Annotated in this window: 15 protein-coding genes; 3 read left to right on the top strand and 12 right to left on the bottom strand. The window is 70.0% G+C overall.

Annotation, left to right across the window (positions count from 1 at the left end):
• Nucleotides 1–35: 35 nt before the first annotated feature.
• From ACLJQ7_RS21540 to ACLJQ7_RS21505, 8 genes are all read right to left on the bottom strand, one after another.
• On the bottom strand, nt 36–386 hold the full coding sequence (locus ACLJQ7_RS21540; protein ID WP_410649999.1) for a hypothetical protein: 351 nt from the start codon (nt 384–386) through the stop codon (nt 36–38).
• A gap of 155 nt (nt 387–541) precedes the next feature.
• A complete protein-coding gene (locus tag ACLJQ7_RS21535; protein WP_410649998.1) occupies nt 542–2,074 on the bottom strand; it encodes a uroporphyrinogen-III synthase in 1,533 nt (510 codons plus the stop codon).
• 60 nt (nt 2,075–2,134) lie between these two features.
• Nucleotides 2,135–3,082, bottom strand: coding sequence for a hydroxymethylbilane synthase (gene hemC / locus ACLJQ7_RS21530; protein WP_410649997.1), 948 nt, complete (start codon nt 3,080–3,082; stop codon nt 2,135–2,137).
• Nucleotides 3,079–4,461 (bottom strand): glutamyl-tRNA reductase, encoded by a 1,383-nt coding sequence (locus tag ACLJQ7_RS21525; RefSeq protein WP_410649996.1) that lies wholly within the window; start codon nt 4,459–4,461, stop codon nt 3,079–3,081. The genes hemC and ACLJQ7_RS21525 overlap by 4 nt, the downstream gene beginning before the upstream one ends.
• 1 nt (nt 4,462) lies before the next feature.
• Complete coding sequence (locus tag ACLJQ7_RS21520) at nt 4,463–5,290, bottom strand: redox-sensing transcriptional repressor Rex (protein ID WP_410649995.1); 828 nt, start codon at nt 5,288–5,290, stop codon at nt 4,463–4,465.
• Between the two features lie 352 nt (nt 5,291–5,642).
• Entirely contained in the window at nt 5,643–7,178 is a 1,536-nt protein-coding gene (locus tag ACLJQ7_RS21515; RefSeq protein ID WP_410649994.1) for a molybdopterin-dependent oxidoreductase, read from the bottom strand.
• 58 nt (nt 7,179–7,236) lie between these two features.
• Nucleotides 7,237–7,473 carry a glutaredoxin family protein gene (locus ACLJQ7_RS21510; protein ID WP_400948413.1) on the bottom strand — a complete coding sequence of 79 codons (237 nt, stop codon included), beginning with the start codon at nt 7,471–7,473 and terminating at the stop codon, nt 7,237–7,239.
• A gap of 49 nt (nt 7,474–7,522) precedes the next feature.
• Nucleotides 7,523–9,007, bottom strand: a complete 1,485-nt coding sequence (locus ACLJQ7_RS21505; RefSeq protein WP_410649993.1) for an AMP-binding protein — start codon at nt 9,005–9,007, stop codon at nt 7,523–7,525.
• 291 nt (nt 9,008–9,298) lie between these two features.
• Here ACLJQ7_RS21505 and ACLJQ7_RS21500 point away from each other — a divergent pair, with 291 nt between their 5' ends.
• The 3 genes from ACLJQ7_RS21500 to ACLJQ7_RS21490 all read left to right on the top strand — a co-directional run bounded on the left by ACLJQ7_RS21500 (nt 9,299) and on the right by ACLJQ7_RS21490 (nt 12,233).
• Complete coding sequence (locus tag ACLJQ7_RS21500; protein WP_410649992.1) at nt 9,299–9,994, top strand: sigma-70 family RNA polymerase sigma factor; 696 nt, start codon at nt 9,299–9,301, stop codon at nt 9,992–9,994.
• Nucleotides 9,995–10,103: 109 nt separating this feature from the next.
• Nucleotides 10,104–11,189 (top strand): DUF5667 domain-containing protein, encoded by a 1,086-nt coding sequence (locus ACLJQ7_RS21495; RefSeq protein ID WP_410649991.1) that lies wholly within the window; start codon nt 10,104–10,106, stop codon nt 11,187–11,189.
• 141 nt (nt 11,190–11,330) lie between these two features.
• Nucleotides 11,331–12,233: an HAD family hydrolase gene (locus ACLJQ7_RS21490; RefSeq protein ID WP_016330921.1), complete on the top strand. Its 903-nt coding sequence runs from the start codon at nt 11,331–11,333 to the stop codon at nt 12,231–12,233.
• A gap of 146 nt (nt 12,234–12,379) precedes the next feature.
• Here ACLJQ7_RS21490 and ACLJQ7_RS21485 read toward each other — a convergent pair whose 3' ends face one another.
• Genes ACLJQ7_RS21485 through ACLJQ7_RS21470 form a run of 4 tightly spaced genes read right to left on the bottom strand, consistent with a single transcriptional unit; the run spans nt 12,380 to nt 15,368 of the window.
• Nucleotides 12,380–13,300: an ABC transporter permease gene (locus ACLJQ7_RS21485; protein WP_410649990.1), complete on the bottom strand. Its 921-nt coding sequence runs from the start codon at nt 13,298–13,300 to the stop codon at nt 12,380–12,382.
• Nucleotides 13,301–13,314: 14 nt separating this feature from the next.
• Nucleotides 13,315–14,103: an ABC transporter permease gene (locus ACLJQ7_RS21480; protein WP_410649989.1), complete on the bottom strand. Its 789-nt coding sequence runs from the start codon at nt 14,101–14,103 to the stop codon at nt 13,315–13,317.
• Between the two features lie 9 nt (nt 14,104–14,112).
• Nucleotides 14,113–14,976 (bottom strand): ABC transporter ATP-binding protein, encoded by an 864-nt coding sequence (locus ACLJQ7_RS21475; protein WP_410649988.1) that lies wholly within the window; start codon nt 14,974–14,976, stop codon nt 14,113–14,115.
• Nucleotides 14,973–15,368 carry a GntR family transcriptional regulator gene (locus tag ACLJQ7_RS21470; protein WP_410649987.1) on the bottom strand — a complete coding sequence of 132 codons (396 nt, stop codon included), beginning with the start codon at nt 15,366–15,368 and terminating at the stop codon, nt 14,973–14,975. The genes ACLJQ7_RS21475 and ACLJQ7_RS21470 overlap by 4 nt, the downstream gene beginning before the upstream one ends.
• Nucleotides 15,369–15,522 lie beyond the last annotated feature (154 nt).

Below are 15,522 nucleotides of genomic sequence, written 5' to 3'. Positions count from 1 at the left end.
TCCCTCAAGGAGGCCTTCACGGACCACTCACGAGGTCATGACAGCGGAATGGACTTGCTGTTGCAGCCCCCGCCCCCGCAGGCGGTGACGGTCAGTCGAGCCGCGCCAGGCGGCAAGGTGAGCACGAGCTGCTTCACCTCGTCGTCGACGATGACCCGCGTACTCACGCCCTGCGGGTACACGGTGAAGTCGGCGGTGAGGGCCGAACCCGGCGAACTGTCGGACACCGTGGCCATCACGCGTCCCTGATCGACGGTGCCCCGGACGCTTTGCGCCGCGCACCCGAGCGGACTGCACACCTCGAAGGAGGTGGCGGCGGCCGCCGTACCCGGGAAACCGAGGGCCAACGCCCCCAGGGCGGCGACGGTGAGAACAACGGATTTCATGATCACTCCCCAGTGATTGTCGGAATCACCGAGACTACGACCCACCGCTGCCCTTGGGGTGAAGTTTCACTTAAAACCGAAATAGCGACCCAAAGTACGTGAAGGCCCCCTTCACTGCGCCTAGCGCAATGAAGGGGGCCTTCACGTACCGATCGTCAGGAGCGGCGGGCCCGCTTCGCCTTGCGAGGCGGCGGGAGCGCGCCTTCGGCACGGAGCCGCGCGGCGTGCTCGGCGAGCGCGTCGACCAGGTGCGGGACGTCGGCCTTCTCGGGCTGGACGTCGACCCGCAACCCGAACTCCACGGCGGTCTCCGCGGTCTTCGGGCCGATGCACGCGACCAGCGTGCGGGTGTGCGGCTTGCCGGCGATGCCGACAAGGTTCCGCACGGTCGAGGACGAGGTGAAGCAGACCGCGTCGAAACCGCCGGTCTTGATCATCTCGCGGGTCTCGGCGGGCGGCGGCGCGGCCCGGACGGTGCGGTACGCGGTCACGTCGTCGATCTCCCAGCCGCGTTCGCGCAGCCCGGCCGAAAGGGTCTCGGTGGCGATGTCCGCCCGCGGCAGCAGCACGCGGTCGACCGGGTCGAGGACGTCATCGTACGGCGGGAACTCGGCGAGGAGGCCCTCCGAGGACTGCTCGCCCTGCGGGATCAGCTCGGGGATGATGCCGAACGAGCGCACCTTCGCGGCGGTCGATTCACCGACGCAGGCGATCTTCACGCCGGAGAAGGCGCGGGCGTCGAGCCCGAACTCCTCGAACTTCTCCCACACCGCGCGGACGGCGTTGGTCGAGGTGAAGACGATCCACTGGTAGCGGCCGTCGACGAGACCCTTGACCGAACGCTCCATCTGCGCGGGGCTGCGCGGCGGCTCGACCGAGATGGTCGGGACCTCGTGCGAGGTGGCGCCGTGGCCGCGAAGCCGCTCCGCCATCTCACCGGCCTGCTCCTTGGTGCGCGGCACCAGGACCTTCCAGCCGTACAGCGCGCGCGACTCCCACCACGACAGCTTCGAGCGCTGGCCGACGGCCTGGCCGATGGTCACGATGAGCGGGCCGACGAGCTCGCCCGCCTCGTTCGCGACGGTGGCCAGCGTGGTGTCCAGGGTGCGCTGGGTGTTTATGGTCCCGTTCGACGTGACGGCGACCGGGGTGGTCGGCGCCAGCCCGTGCTCGGTGAGCGCGGACGCGGCCTCGGCCAGGTGCGCCGACGTCGCGTGCAGCACGATCGGGCCGGGGGTGGCGGCCAGCGCGGCCCAATCGACGTCGCCGCGGACGTCCACCTCGGTGTGCGTGCCACCGAGCGCGACACCGGCGTACGCCGGGACGGCCGCGCCGGGCGAAACACCCGGGATGATGTCGAACACGGCACTGGTCCGGGAAACGGCCTGCACCTCGGCGACGACGGCGGGCTGGGTCAGCGGGTCACCGGCGATCAGCCGGAGCACCAGCCGTCCGGCCTTGGCCTCGTTCACCAGGTCCTTGGCGACCTCGGTGGCCTCGCCGACGGCGGGGCGCACTTCGGCACCTTCGGCGGCGAAGGCCAGGACGCCTGCTGGGACGTCCGGGTCGGTCACCACGACCTCGGCCTTGGCGAGCAGCTCCTGAGCGCGGACGGTCAGGAGACCGGCGTCACCGGGGCCCGAGCCCACGAAGGCGACACGCCCGGTGGTCTTACGCGCGGGGGTCATCTGTGCGTTCTCCTCTTGAGCGGCCGCAGTCGAGCGCGGCCCTACCTTCAACGTTCTGACTCACTGGGCGGGGCCGGACAGCGCGCCGGCCCCCAGGTCGAGCAGTTCGGCGGCCAGTGTCCGGCCGAGTTGTTCGGCTTCGCGGACGTCGGCGAGCGCGGAAGCGCGCACCATGTCGACCGCGTCCCCGTCCTCTTCGACGGCGGCGGTGCCCCGCAGCGAGATCCGCTCGACGACCCGCCCTTCGGCGTCCAGGTCTTCGACGATCTCCGCCAGCGCTCCGACCGGTGCGCTGCACCCGGCTTCCAGCGCCGCGAGCAACGCCCGTTCGGCGGTCGCCACGGCACGGGTGCCTTCATCGTCCACTGTGGACCCGAGCAGGTGCTCGATGTCCACGTCACCGGTCCGGCACTCCACCGCCAGCGCACCCTGTGCGGGCGCGGGCAGCATCTGGATCGGGTCGAGGGTCTCGGTGATCTCCTCCGCCCGGCCGATCCTGGCCAGTCCGGCACGCGCCAGGACGACGGCGTCCAGCTCTCCGTCGGTCACCTTGCGCATGCGGGTGTCGATATTGCCTCGGATCGGCACGATTTCCAAACCGAGACCGAGCGCGCGCAGCTGCGCGGTCCGCCGCGGCGAGCCGGTGCCGACGGTCGAGCCGGGCGGAAGCTCGCCCAGGGTCAGCCCGTCACGGGCGATCAGCGCGTCGCGCGGGTCCTCGCGGGGCGGCACGGCGGCGAGCGTGATGCCCGGCTCCGGCTTCGTCGGCAGGTCCTTGTACGAGTGCACGATGACGTCGACCTCCTCGCGCAGCAAGGCCTCGCGCAGCGCGGAAGTGAAGACGCCGACCCCGATCGTCGGGATCGGCGCGGACGACTTGTCACCGGGCGTCGTCACGGTGACGAGCTCGACCTCGGCCCCGGTGGCGCGCAGGGCGTCGGCGATGGTGCCGGTCTGCGCGAGGGCGAGTTTGCTGCCGCGCGTCCCGATACGGATGACTCTGGTCACTGATGATCACTCGTCCTTTTCGCGGTGCGACGCACTGACCCATTTCCCGAGGGCGGGATCGGGCCGCGCTCACCGTCGGCACCCTTTGGTGCAGTGGGACTCGCCACCGCGGCGGGCGCCTGCGGGTCGAGGCAGAACAGCTCGCGCAGCGCGTTGGCGTAATCGGTGTCGGCCGTCTCGGCGGCCAGCTGCTTGACCCGCACCGTCGGCGCGTGGAGCAGCTTGTCGACCACGCGGCGGACCGTGCGGCCGACCTCCTCGCGAACCCCGGGTTCGAGGTCCGGCAGCCGGTTGTCCAGCCGCAGCAGCTCGGCGTCGACCACCTCGGCCGCCCGGCGCCGCAGCGCCGTCACCGTCGGGGTGACCTCGGCGCTGCGCTGGCCGGCGAGGTACTCGCGCACCTCGTCGAGCACGATGCCGGTGGCCTTCGCGGTCTGCCGTTCGGTGGTCGGCGTGCCCGCTTCCCGCATGCGGCGCTGGATGGTCTCCAGGTCGACCACGGTGACGTCGGCCAGCGCGGCGACGTCATGGTCGACGTCACGCGGGAGGCCGAGGTCGCAGACGACCAGCGGACGTCCGGCGCGGGCCGGGACGTGCGCGGCGGTGAAGACCGCGGCCTGCGCGCCGGTGCAGCAGACGACGACGTCCGCTTCGGCGACCGCGTCCGCGATCCCGCTCATCTGGACGGCCTTGGCGGGCACGCCCTGCTCGACGCTCGCGGCGGCGAGACGGGCGGCCCTCGCCTCGGTGCGGTTGGCGATGGTGATCTCACCGATCCCGGATTTGCGCAGCTGGGACGCGGTCAGCGCGCCCATCGAACCGGCGCCGATGATCAGCGCGTGCTTGCCCGCGATGTCGCCCGCGGCGGCGAGCGCCTCGGACACGACCGACGCGCCGAGCTGGTCCAGCCCGGTTTCGGTGTGGACGCGCTTGCCGACGCGCAGCGTGGTCTGAATCAGCTCGTGCAGCGTGCGGCCGACGGTGCCCGCCTCACGCGCGGTGGCGTAGGACGACCGGATCTGACCGAGGATCTGCGTCTCGCCGACGACCATCGAGTCCAGCCCGGAGGTGACCGAGAACAGGTGCTCGATCGCGGCGCCCGCGTAGTGCACGTACAGCGAGTCGTAGAGGTCCGCGGGCTGCATCCCGGCCTGGCGGGCGAGCACGTCGGAGACGTCGTTCAGGCCGCCGTGGAAGGTCTCGACGACGGCGTAGACCTCGATGCGGTTGCAGGTCGAGACCAGGATCGCCTCGCTGACGTGCTCGGCCTGCTGCAGTTCGTGGAGCACCTTGGTCACGTCGGTCGCGGGGACCGCGACGCGTTCCAGGGTGCTCAGCTCGGCACTGCGGTGCGAGAGCCCGACCGCCAACACGCTCATTTCAGCGCACCACCATTCCGTTGCCGTGGCCGTTCAAGCTGCCATTCTCGGCGCTCCCAGGGCCACCGTCGCCTCCGCCGTTGCCGTTGGCGGCCAGATCCGCGCGGCGAGCGACGTGGAACGACAGGATCTGCAGTTCGACCGCGAGATCGACCTTGCGAACCTCGATATGTGCCGGCACCTGCAGCACCACCGGGGCGAAATTCAGGATGCACTGCACGCCACCTGCGACGAGCCGGTCGCAGACCGACTGCGCGGCGGTGGGCGGAGTGGCGATGACGCCGATGGAGATCTGCCGTTCGGCGCAGACTTTGGGGATCTCGTCGAGATGCGAGACCGGGAGACCGCCGACCGGAACGCCGACCAGGTCGGGGTCGAGGTCGAACAGCGCCTCGACCGGGAACCCGCGGCCGGGGAACCCACCGTAGTTGGCCAGCGCGTGCCCGAGGTTACCGATGCCGACCACGGCGACCTTGTGCTTGCGGGTCAGGCCGAGGATCCGCTCGATCTGGCTGACCAGGACCTGGACGTCGTAGCCGACGCCGCGGGTGCCGTACGAGCCGAGGTAGGACAGGTCCTTGCGCAGTTTCGCGGAGTTGACGCCCGCGGCCTGCGAGAGCTCCTCGCTGGAGATCGTCGTCGCGCCCTGCTCGGCCAGCCCGGAGAGGACACGGAGGTAGACGGCGAGGCGGGCGACCGCGGCCTCGGGGATCGACTTCGCGCGGACCGCTTCCGGCTCGGCGGCGACCTCGACGGCGGGCATCTCCGCGGTGGGCGCGTTGTCGGCGTCCGGTGTCACCCGGGTGCGCCGGCCTCGTTGCGACACCACGCTTGTCCGCTCCCTCTGGTCCCTGCTGACGACATGGATCGCCCGAACCTGGAAATCGGCTCTTGACCCGCGGCGCTGAGTCCGGTTCGATGCCGGGCGCTTTCGGAGGCGACGTATCTACGGTAGCCACTTGTGAACGCAGGCACAAAGTCACTGGTAGGTGCTGTGTCCAAGGTCGCGCAAGACCACCATCGGAACCGGCGGACCGTCCGCTCGGTAGCGCGTCAGCGCGACGAGGGGACTTCACCGGCGCGCGCCTCTCTTGGCCGAAGGCCACGGAAACATTTGGTAGGGCGCCCTCCGCACCTGGGTGACGTGCGGCTCGGCCTCGGCGCCCTGCGAAATGTTTCCGTCAGCGCGCGTTGAAAGACACCGTGTGCCAGCCGGTGGCGCCGTCCGGGACCGTTCCGGCGCGCTCCTGGGTCTGCGTGTAGCCCGACTGGTCCGTCGCCCGGACGGCGATCTCGTGCTGACCAGGGCCGACCCGCACCTCGGTCCACCACATCCGCCAGGTGTCCTTCGACGTCTCGGCGGACAGGACGGCCTCCTGCCACGGCTCTTGATCGACCCGGACCTCCACCTTCGCGACGCCGGTGTGCTGCGCCCACGCGACCCCGGACACCACGACCTTGCCCGCGTGCACCGCCGAGCCGGGTGCGTCGATCCGCGACTGCGTCTTCACCGGCGCTTCCCTGGCCCAGCCTCGGTCGAGCCAGTACGCCTGGCGCTCCGCCCAGGTGGTGATCTCCAGCTCGGTCACCCATTTCGTGGCGGACACGTAGCCGTAGAGGCCGGGGATCACGATCCGCGCGGGGAAGCCGTGCTCGATCGGGAGCGGTTCGCCGTCCATGCCGATGGCGAGCATCGCGCCGCGTCGCGGATCCAGGGCGGCTTCGACGGGAGTGCCGCAGGTCCAGCCGTCGACACTGGTCGCGAACATCTGCTCGGCGCCCGGTTTCACACCCGCTTCGATCAGCAGGTCCCGCAGGTCGACGCCGATCCAGCGGGTGTTGGAGATGTACGGGCCGCCGACCTCGTTGGAGACGCAACACAGGGTGACGTCGCGTTCGATCAGCGGCCGCGAACGCAGATCTTCATACCGGTAGGTGACTTCGCGATCGACCATCCCGCGGATCTGCAGGCTCCAGTCCTCGGCGCGGACCTGCGGGACCACCAGCGCCGTGTCGATCCGGTAGAAATCCTTCGAAGGAGTGATGTACGGCGGGGTGCCGAGCTTCGCGAAGTCCGCGTCGGGCGGGATCGGCGGCGCGGTCCTGGCCGCGACGAGCCTGCCGACGGCGGCACGCGACTCCTCGGCGCTCTTCCTGGTCCCGACGATCTGGCCGGTCAGCGCGGCGATACCGGCCCCGGCCGCGACGGAGGCCCCGGTGATCAGCACCTTCCGCCGGCCAGGACCCTCGCCTTCACGGTCGTCGAAGAACACCTTCGGGCGGAAGAACGAGTGCAGCCGGGTGAACACGACGAGCGCGACGACGGTGGCGATCACCGGCGCCAGCAGCGCGATCTGCCCGAGGTCGGTGCGGACGAAGACGGCGGCGACACCCGCCGCGCCGAGGACGCCGACGATCACCTGGCCCGGCAGCGGGTTCCGGCGCGAGAGCTGCCCGGCGAGCAGCGCGAACAGCACCAGCACCACGGCGAGACCGATCTTGAGGACGAACTTGTCCCAGGTCTCCAGCGTCTGCTCGGCCCAGGCGACCACCGCGTGCGGGCTGTGGTCGATGACGAAGTTCGCGACGGCGACGAACGGCGAGGCCGTGTACCCGACGAAGCCCGCGACGAGGTGCCCAACGCCGAGCGCGGCCACCAGTGACAGGAGCCCGGTCAGCGCGGCTTGGGAAGAGGTGAGCCTGCGTTCGTCGTCCACGTCTCCATCTTCGGAGCGAACGGGCCTTCAGGTCGGCCGATCGCCCCTTACGAGTGTGTTACGCCAGCGCCTTCCGGAGCCTGTCCTCTTCGACGCGCCAGTAGCCGTGCTCGGCGTCGTCGATCAGGATCACCGGCACGCGGTCGCCGTATTCGGCACGCCATTCGGGGTCGCTGTCGACGTCCTCCGCCGACCAGGCGACGCCCAGTTCGCCGCAGATCCGCTCGATATCCTGTTCCGCGACCTCGCACAGGTGGCAACCCGTGCGGGTCATGACGGTCACGTGGTGCGCCATGGCCCCAATCCTTACCTAGTCCGAGACACTCTTTCCCGCCGAGGTCTCATCAGCGCAGTCGCATTCTGCGCAGCTTCCCGGTGGCGGAATGCGGCAACGACTTCGCGAACTCGACGGTATGCGGCACCTTGTACCCGGCCAGGTGCTCCGCGCAGTGCTCGACGACCTGTTGCTCCGAAAGCGAAGCGCCGGGCGCGGGAACGACGACGGCCTTCACCGCTTCGCCGGTTCGCTCGTCGACGACGCCGACGACGCCCGCCTCGAAGACCTCGTCCAGCATCGAGATCACGTTCTCGACCTCGTGCGGGAAGACGTTGAAGCCGTTGACGATGATCAGGTCGTTGGCCCGGTCCACCAGGTGCAGGTCGCCGTCCGTGTCGAGGTAGCCGACGTCGCCGGTGCGGAACCAGCCGTCCTCGTCGGGACCGTGGGAACCGTCGGGCCAGTAGCCGGAGAACAGGTTCGCGCCGCGGATCGACACCAGGCCGGTGCCGCCGTCCTCGTCGAAGGCGTCGCCGAGGTCGTCCGGGTCCAGCGGGACCGGCTCCGCGTCACCGTCGCTGTCGACCAGCCGGAGCTCGACGCCGGGCAGCGGCCGCCCGACCGAACCCGGCTTCGGGTAGCCGGTGACCAGCGTCGTGGTGACCACGGGCGCGCATTCGGTGAGGCCGTAGCCCTCGTAGACGTCGAGGCCGGTGGCGCCGCGGAGCGCGGTGAGGACCTTGGGGTGCAGCGGCGCCGCGCCTGAGGTCATCCGCCGGACGGTGGACAGGCCCCGCCCGAGCTCCTCGGGGTCCATCGCGGCGAATTCGGCGTACATCGCGGGCACGCCGGCGATCGACGTCACCCGGTATTCGGCGCAGTCGGCCAGCGTGCGCTCGGCGAGGAACCGTTCGGACAGGATCGCCGTCGCGCCGACCGCCGTGGTCTGCAGCAGGCCGGGGCCGAGGCCGTAGACGTGGAACAACGGGATGGTGATGAGCACACGGTCGCCGTGCACGAGCGGCGTGGGGACGATCCGGCTCAGCTGGTCGAGGTTCGCCAGCAACGCCCGGTGCGACAGCATCACGCCACGCGGCGGGCCGGTCGTGCCGGAGGTGTACGAGATGACCGCTATGTCCTCGCCGGCGCCGGACTCGTCGACCGGTTCGGCTGCTCCATCCGAGGTAACTGGCGGTGAGAGGCTTGTCACTCCGCCGGGGAGTTCCTCGGTGACTTCACGTTCGAGGACGAGCCGTGCGCCGCTGTGCTCCAGCAACCCGTTCAGCTCCGCCGCGGGGGCCTGCGGCGAGATCGGGACGACCACCGCGCCCGCACGGAGCACCCCGAACAGCGAGACGGCGAACGCGGCCGAAGTCGGCAGCCGCAACGCCACCCTGTCGCCGCGCTCGATTCCCGCGTCGAGCAGGGAACGGGCCAGCGCGTGGGCGGCGGCGTCGAGTCCAGACCAGGTCAGTGCGACCCCTCCGCCGGTCTCCTGGACGGCCGCCTTGCCGGGCCACTGGCGGGCGGCCTCGACGAGCAAGGTGGGCACGCTTCCTTCGGCAACCTGCTCCGCGCTCAACTGCGAACCTCTTCCCTCGGTGAACGGCGTTGCCAGTTTGTCATCCCGGCCATCGTCATGGGGGTCACTCGCATTCGTCGCAGTTCCGTAACCCCGGCACCGCTACCTACTTCGCGGTAACTACACGTATGCTGCTGGCGTCGTCGAGTGGTGTTGATCACTCGGTGGTGAGAAAGGGAGTCCGGACGTGCAGATCTTGCAGGCCCACGCGGCGGTGGGACATGCGGGCCGGTACTCCCTGTCCGGAACGGGAGGTGCGCCATGACTCTTCCCGCGCCGAATCCCGTCTCCATGGTGGCGGGCCACATCCTCCGCCGGAGCGGTTTCCCCGCGTCGTCGCCCCGGCCCAAGGTCGAGGAAAACGACGCCGCCGCCGAAGCCGCGAAGGCCGAAGCCTGGGAGCTGGTCAGCGCCGCGCAGGGCGGAGACACCTCCGCGTTCGGGCGGCTCTACGACCGCTACGTCGACGTCGTCTACCGCTACGTGCTGTTCCGCCTCGGCGACCGAGACCTCGCCGAGGACGTCACCAGCGAGACGTTCCTCCGCGCGCTGCGCCGGATCACGTCGGTGAGCTACCAGGGGCGTGACGTCGGCGCCTGGTTCGTCACCATCGCGCGCAACATCATCCTCGACCACGTGAAGTCGAGCCGGTTCCGCCTCGAAGTGGTCACCGACGAGGTGGCCGAGCCCAACGGGGCGCCGATCGGGAACGTCGGCGTGCAGGCGGTCGCGGGGCCCGAACAGCAGGCCATCAGCCGCGCCACCCGAGCCGAACTGCTGCGCTGCGTCGCCGAACTCGGCGAGGATCAGCGCGAGTGCATCGTGCTGCGGTTCATGCAGGGGCTCTCGGTCGCCGAGACCGCGGCGATCATGAAGCGCAACGAGGGCGCCATCAAGGCCCTTCAGCACCGCGCGGTACGCCGTTTGGCACAACTTCTGCCCACCGGATTGCGTTAAAGTCCCATATTTGTCCCTCACCGGGCCTTGCCGTAACCCTTGGGCGTCCCCGCTCGTTTTCACAGCCAGACCGGTGTCAGGACCGGGCTGAGCAGATGGAGACTTCGCCGTGGGCGTGCCGGGATGGTTCGCGCGGGAGCGGGCGGACGGTGACCGCTTCGCCGACCTTGTCGACGGCACCGCGTCCCCCGAGGACCACGAGTTCGCGCGCGAACTCGCCCTTGTCGGCGGCTTGCGCGAACTGGGCGCCGGCGGCGCTCCCGACGCGGAGACCCGGCAGCGGATCCGTGACGAGATCGCCGGGCGGCTCGCCGAGGCCGAAGCCGCGCCCAAGCGTCGGGGTCACGTCGTCGCCAACCTCGCCGCGGCCGCTGTCGCGCTCGTGCTGGTACTAGGCGGGATCACCCTGCTGCTGTCCAAGGACGCGTTGCCGGGCGATCCGCTGTACGGCATCAAACGAGCGGGTGAATCGACCGCGCTCGGGCTCACCTTCGACGAACAGGACAAGGCGAAGAAGCATCTGGAGTTCGCCGCGAACCGCGTCGGCGAGCTCGACGAACTGACGCGGCAGGGCGCGCACACCAACGCCTACTTCACCGGCCTCGCCGATTTCGAGACCGATCTGCGCGCCGGTGTCTCGCGGCTGACCGCGCTCGTCACCGATCAGGGTGGCCAGACCCGGCTCGCCGACCTCCGCACTTGGGCGCGGCAGCAGTCCGACCGGCTCGGTCTGCAGGTCGACCACGCCCCCGCCCAGGCGCGCGACAAGTTCGCCGCGGCCCGTGTCCTGCTCGACAAGGTCCAGGAGCGCACGACGGATCTCGGTTCGCGCCTGGTCTGCTACACGATCACCACGGGCTCTTCCGACGAACTCGGCGCGGTCCCGGCCGCCGGCGATTGCGTCCGCGACCCCGATTCCCCGCACGCGGTCCTGCCTCCGGTGACGACTCCCCCGCCGTCGTCGGCACCGACCGGGTCACCGGCGCCGACCTCGGCGCCGTCGTCGTCCCCCGTGGACACCGCGGCCCCGACCGGACCGATCGCGCCGCCGACCGGAGGCACGCCGCCGCCCGTGGTCCCCGGCCCCGGCCCCACGAATCTGCCGCCGCTGCCGACGACCAGCACCACGCCGAAGCCGCCGCTGATTTCGATTCCGCCGCTCATCCCGGGATTACCGCCGATAACCATCGGCTGACTCACCGTCGTGTGAACCCGCTGGGTCGATCGCGGACGCGGGTTCACCAAGGGGCACTGAGGGAGGCACCACACCCGGGGCAGTGTGGTCGGCCGCTCGCTACGCTGTGCACAGGCACCTGGGATTCCGGAGGCGGTGTGCGTGTCAGTTTGGCGGGGCAGGGACAAGAGTCAAGAGCTCGAACGGCTGGCCGAGCTCGCGGGCGAGGCGTCGGCCGAGGCCGCCATGGCGACCGCGTCCGCCGAAGCCCTCGAACCGCCCGCGCCGCCCGCACCGCCGGACCTGACAGCGGCCGCGTTCTTCGACGTCGACAACACCATGATGATGGGCGCGTCGATCTTCTACTTCGCCCGCGGCCTGGCCGCGCGTAAGTTCTTCACCTCCGCCGATCTGGCCGGATTCGTCTGGCAGCAGGTGAAATTCCGGCTCGGCGGCCGGGAGAACAAAGAGGACATCAAAACCCACCGCGAGCGCGCACTGTCCTTTGTGGCCGGCCGCACCGTGCAGGAACTGACCGACATCAGCGAAGAGATCTACGACGAGCTGATGGCGGACAAGATCTGGTCCGGCACCCGGGCGCTCGCGCAGATGCACCTCGACGCCGGACAGCGCGTCTGGCTCGTCACCGCGACCCCGATCGAGCTCGCGGCCATCATCTCGCGGCGCCTCGGCCTCACCGGCGCGCTGGGCACCGTCGCGGAGACCAAGGACGGTGTCTACACCGGCCGTCTCGTCGGCGACCTGCTGCACGGCCGGGCGAAAGCCCACGCCGTCCGGGCGCTCGCGTCACGCGAAGGGCTGAATCTCAAGCGCTGCACGGCGTATTCGGACTCGCAGAACGACGTCCCGATGCTGTCCGTCGTCGGGACCGCGGTCGCGGTGAACCCGGACGGCGGCCTTCGCGACGTCGCGCGGGCGCGCGGCTGGGAGATCCGCGACTTCCGGACCGGGCGCAAGGCCGCGAAGATCGGCGTGCCTTCGGTGCTCGGCGTCGGTGCCGTGGCCGGTGCCGTCGCGGCGGGCATGGCGTACCGGAAGCGCTGACCGCGTTTCGTCCTCTGAATGCGGACCCTTTCGCGACCCCTTCGCGACCCACGCCGCCGGACGTTGCGAAAGCCACTTTCGCAACGTTGAAGGTTGCGAAAGTGGCTTTCGCAACGCCCCCCCGAGGCGCACCGCCCCCACAAGCCTCAGCGACGGCGGCGGACCGTGCCCCCTACCGCGGCTCCCCCGAGCACCACGGTCGCGGCGAGCAGGATGCCCGTCTCGGTCCACTGGAACCGCCAGAACCGGCTGGTGGGCTGGTAGACGGTGAAGTCCTGATATCCCGCCGCCTGAGCGCACGCGCTCTTCCCCAGCCCCACCGGGCAGCCGGGCACTTCGTCCAGCGAGCTCGTCTCACGGCCGTCCGGCGTGACCCTGCCCAGGTTGACGATCAGCGCCCCGTGCGTGGCCGGATCCGGGCCGATCGTGCGTACCGGCTCGGCGTAATGCGGCCTCAGCAGCAGCAAGGCGATCGAAGCCGCGAGGTACACCGCGACCGTGATCGCGATGGCGGGCAAGGTCTTGCGCACGAGCGCCCCGGCCGCCGTACCGAGGCTGAAGGCGAACAACCACCAGGCCGCCGGCGCGATTCCGAGCGCGCCGAAGTAGGACGTCTCGGCGAAGCTCTCCGACTTGCCGGGGAACATTTCCAGCCACGCGCCGAACATCTGCCCCGAAGCGAGCCCGGCCAGCATCGCGCACCCGGCGAGAACGCCGAACTTGACGGCCAGCCAGTGCCCGCGGCCGATCGACTGCGTCCACGCGAGCCGGTGGGTGTTGCGCTCGTACTCCCTGGCGAGCAGCGGCGCGCCCCAGAAGACGCCTGCCAGCAAGGGAACGAAGGGCACCAGCACGAGCAGCGGGTAGACCTTCTGATAGAGATCCTCCAGTCCCGTGTCGTACTCACGGCACGGGACGCCGCCGCCGTGACAGTACAAGGAGGTCTTGCCGTTCGCGGCGCCGACGGCGAGCTGTCCCGACAGGAGCAGGATCCCACCGAGCACGGCGAGGAATCCGAGGGTGACGAGCAGCTGGGTGCGGTGCTGCCGCCAGGTGAGCCAGAGCAAGAGACAGTGCCTTTCTAGGAGCGGCGGCGGATGGCGAAGGTCGCGGCGACGGCGAGCAGGAGCGTGACGCCGGTCAGGATCGCGGCTTCGGTCCACTGGAAACGCCAGTACCAGTCCGCGGGCAGGATTTTGAGCGCGGTGATCTCGCCGGCGGCGTCCCTGACCATCTCGACCACCCTGCCCACGGGTTCGGTGCCCAGCGCGACGAGTCGCGGTTCGGCGTAGGAATCCCGGAAGTTGCTCACGCCGATCATCAGGCCGACGGTCACCGCGATGGTGACGGCGATCGCGGGGAGGGTCTTGCGGATGAACGCTCCCGCCGCGGTGCCGAGCACGAACCCGAAGAGCCACCACGCGCCGGGCGCGACGCCGGTCATCGCGAACAGGACCGGGTTGTCGAACCGGCTGGTGAAGGCGGTGTCGCCGCGATCGGTGGGGAAGACCTCGATCCAGCGCTGCATCATCGCGCCGAACGCGAGCCCGCCGAGGGTGGCGAGTACGGCGAGGAACCCCAGTTTCACGCCCAGCCAGCGGGATCGCGAGATCGACTGGGTCCAGGCGAGTTTCGTGGTACCGCGTTCGAATTCGGCCGCGACCAGCGGGGCGCCCCAGAAGACACCGATCGCCACCGGGACGACCTGAAGCCAGGATAGGTACTGGTAGAGATCCGCGAACAGCTTCGCCGGGTTCGGGCTGTCCGCCGCGGCGTTCCCGTTGACCAGCAGGACGATCCCGACCGCGACGAGCAGACCGGCGGTGATCAGCAGCTGCATCCGGTGCTGACGGTAGGTGAGCCAGAACATCGTTCCCCCTTACGCCGAAGCCAGTGTCGGGCGAGGCAGGCTCGCGGATTCGGGCCGCCGCAGGTAGGCGAGCACCAGCTCCTCCAGGTTCGCCGGCCGCTCGGTCCACTGTGGACCCAGCGGAACCGGTTCGGTGCGGGCGAAAACGGTCGCCTGCCTGCCCGCCCTGGCCTCGTCCACGATCGCGACCCGCCTGCCCAGCGCGTCGGCCTCCTCCACGGGGCCGACGAAGGTCCGGTGCCCGGCGACGAGTTCGTCGATGTCGCCGCTGACCTGGACGCGGCCGCCGTTGAGGACGATCAGCCAGTCGCAGGTGCTCTCCAGGTCGGAGACGACGTGGGACGAGAGCAGGACGGTCATCCCGGTCTCGGCGACGGCCTCCATCAGGCCGCGCATGACCTCGTGGCGGGCCAGCGGGTCGAGGTTCGCGAGTGGCTCGTCGAGCACCAGGAGGTCCGGGCGTTTCGCGAGGGCGAGGGTGAGCGCGACCTGCGCCCGCTGTCCGCCGGACAGCTTGCCGACCTTGTGTTTCAAGGGAAGCCCGAGCGTGTCGATGCGTTTGAGCGCGAACTCGTCGTCCCATCCGGGGTTCAGGCGTCTGCCGAACTTGAGCATTTCCGCGATGCTGAAGCCCGCGTACAACGGCTTGTCCTGCGCGAGGAAGGCGGCGGTGCCCCGGATCGCGACCGAGCCGAGGGTCGCGTCGAGCAGTCCGACGGCCAGGTGCAGGAAGGTCGTCTTGCCCGCGCCGTTGGGTCCGACCAGCGCGACGACGCGCCCTTTCGGGACGGCGAGGGAACAGTCGCGCAGCGCCCACTTGCGGCGGTAGCGCTTGCCGAGTCCGGTCGCCTCGATGACGGATTCATCGGTCATGCCGTCCGCTCCCCTCGAAAGCCATCGACCACCACCGAGGTGAACAGCGCCTCGACGTCTTCCTGATCCAGCCCCGACTCGCGCGCGTCGCGGACCCACGCTCCGAGGCTTTTCCGCAAGCGGGTGTGCTCCGCGAACGAAGCGCCTCCGAGCGTCTTCTGAACGAAGGTGCCGAGGCCCGGCTTTCCCTCGACAAGCCCTTCGCGCTCCAGCTCGCGATAGGCCTTGAGGACGGTGTTGGGATTGATCGCCAGCTCGGCGACCACTTCCTTCGCCGTCGGCAGCCGGTCCCCCGGCTCCAGCAAACCCAGGCGCAGGGCGTTCTTGACCTGCTGGACGAGCTGGACGTACGTCGCGACGCCCGAGCCCTTGTCCAGGTGGAAGGTGATCACTGGCAACACCCTTTCACTAATTAAGTAGTGAAAGAGTGCGGGCAAGCTGCCGCCGGTGTCAAGTGATCACGCGAAAAAGCCGTGAAGGCCTCCTTGAGGGACTCTGAGTCCCTCAAGGAGGCCTTCACGGAAAACCCCAGCCCCAGTCAAAGAA

The sequence above is a fragment of the Amycolatopsis sp. cmx-4-54 genome (assembly GCF_046548895.1).
In the GTDB taxonomy this organism is placed as follows: Bacteria; Actinomycetota; Actinomycetes; order Mycobacteriales; family Pseudonocardiaceae; genus Amycolatopsis.
Note: the sequence above shows the minus strand (reverse complement) of the source record. Positions and strands in the feature narration are given on the sequence as shown.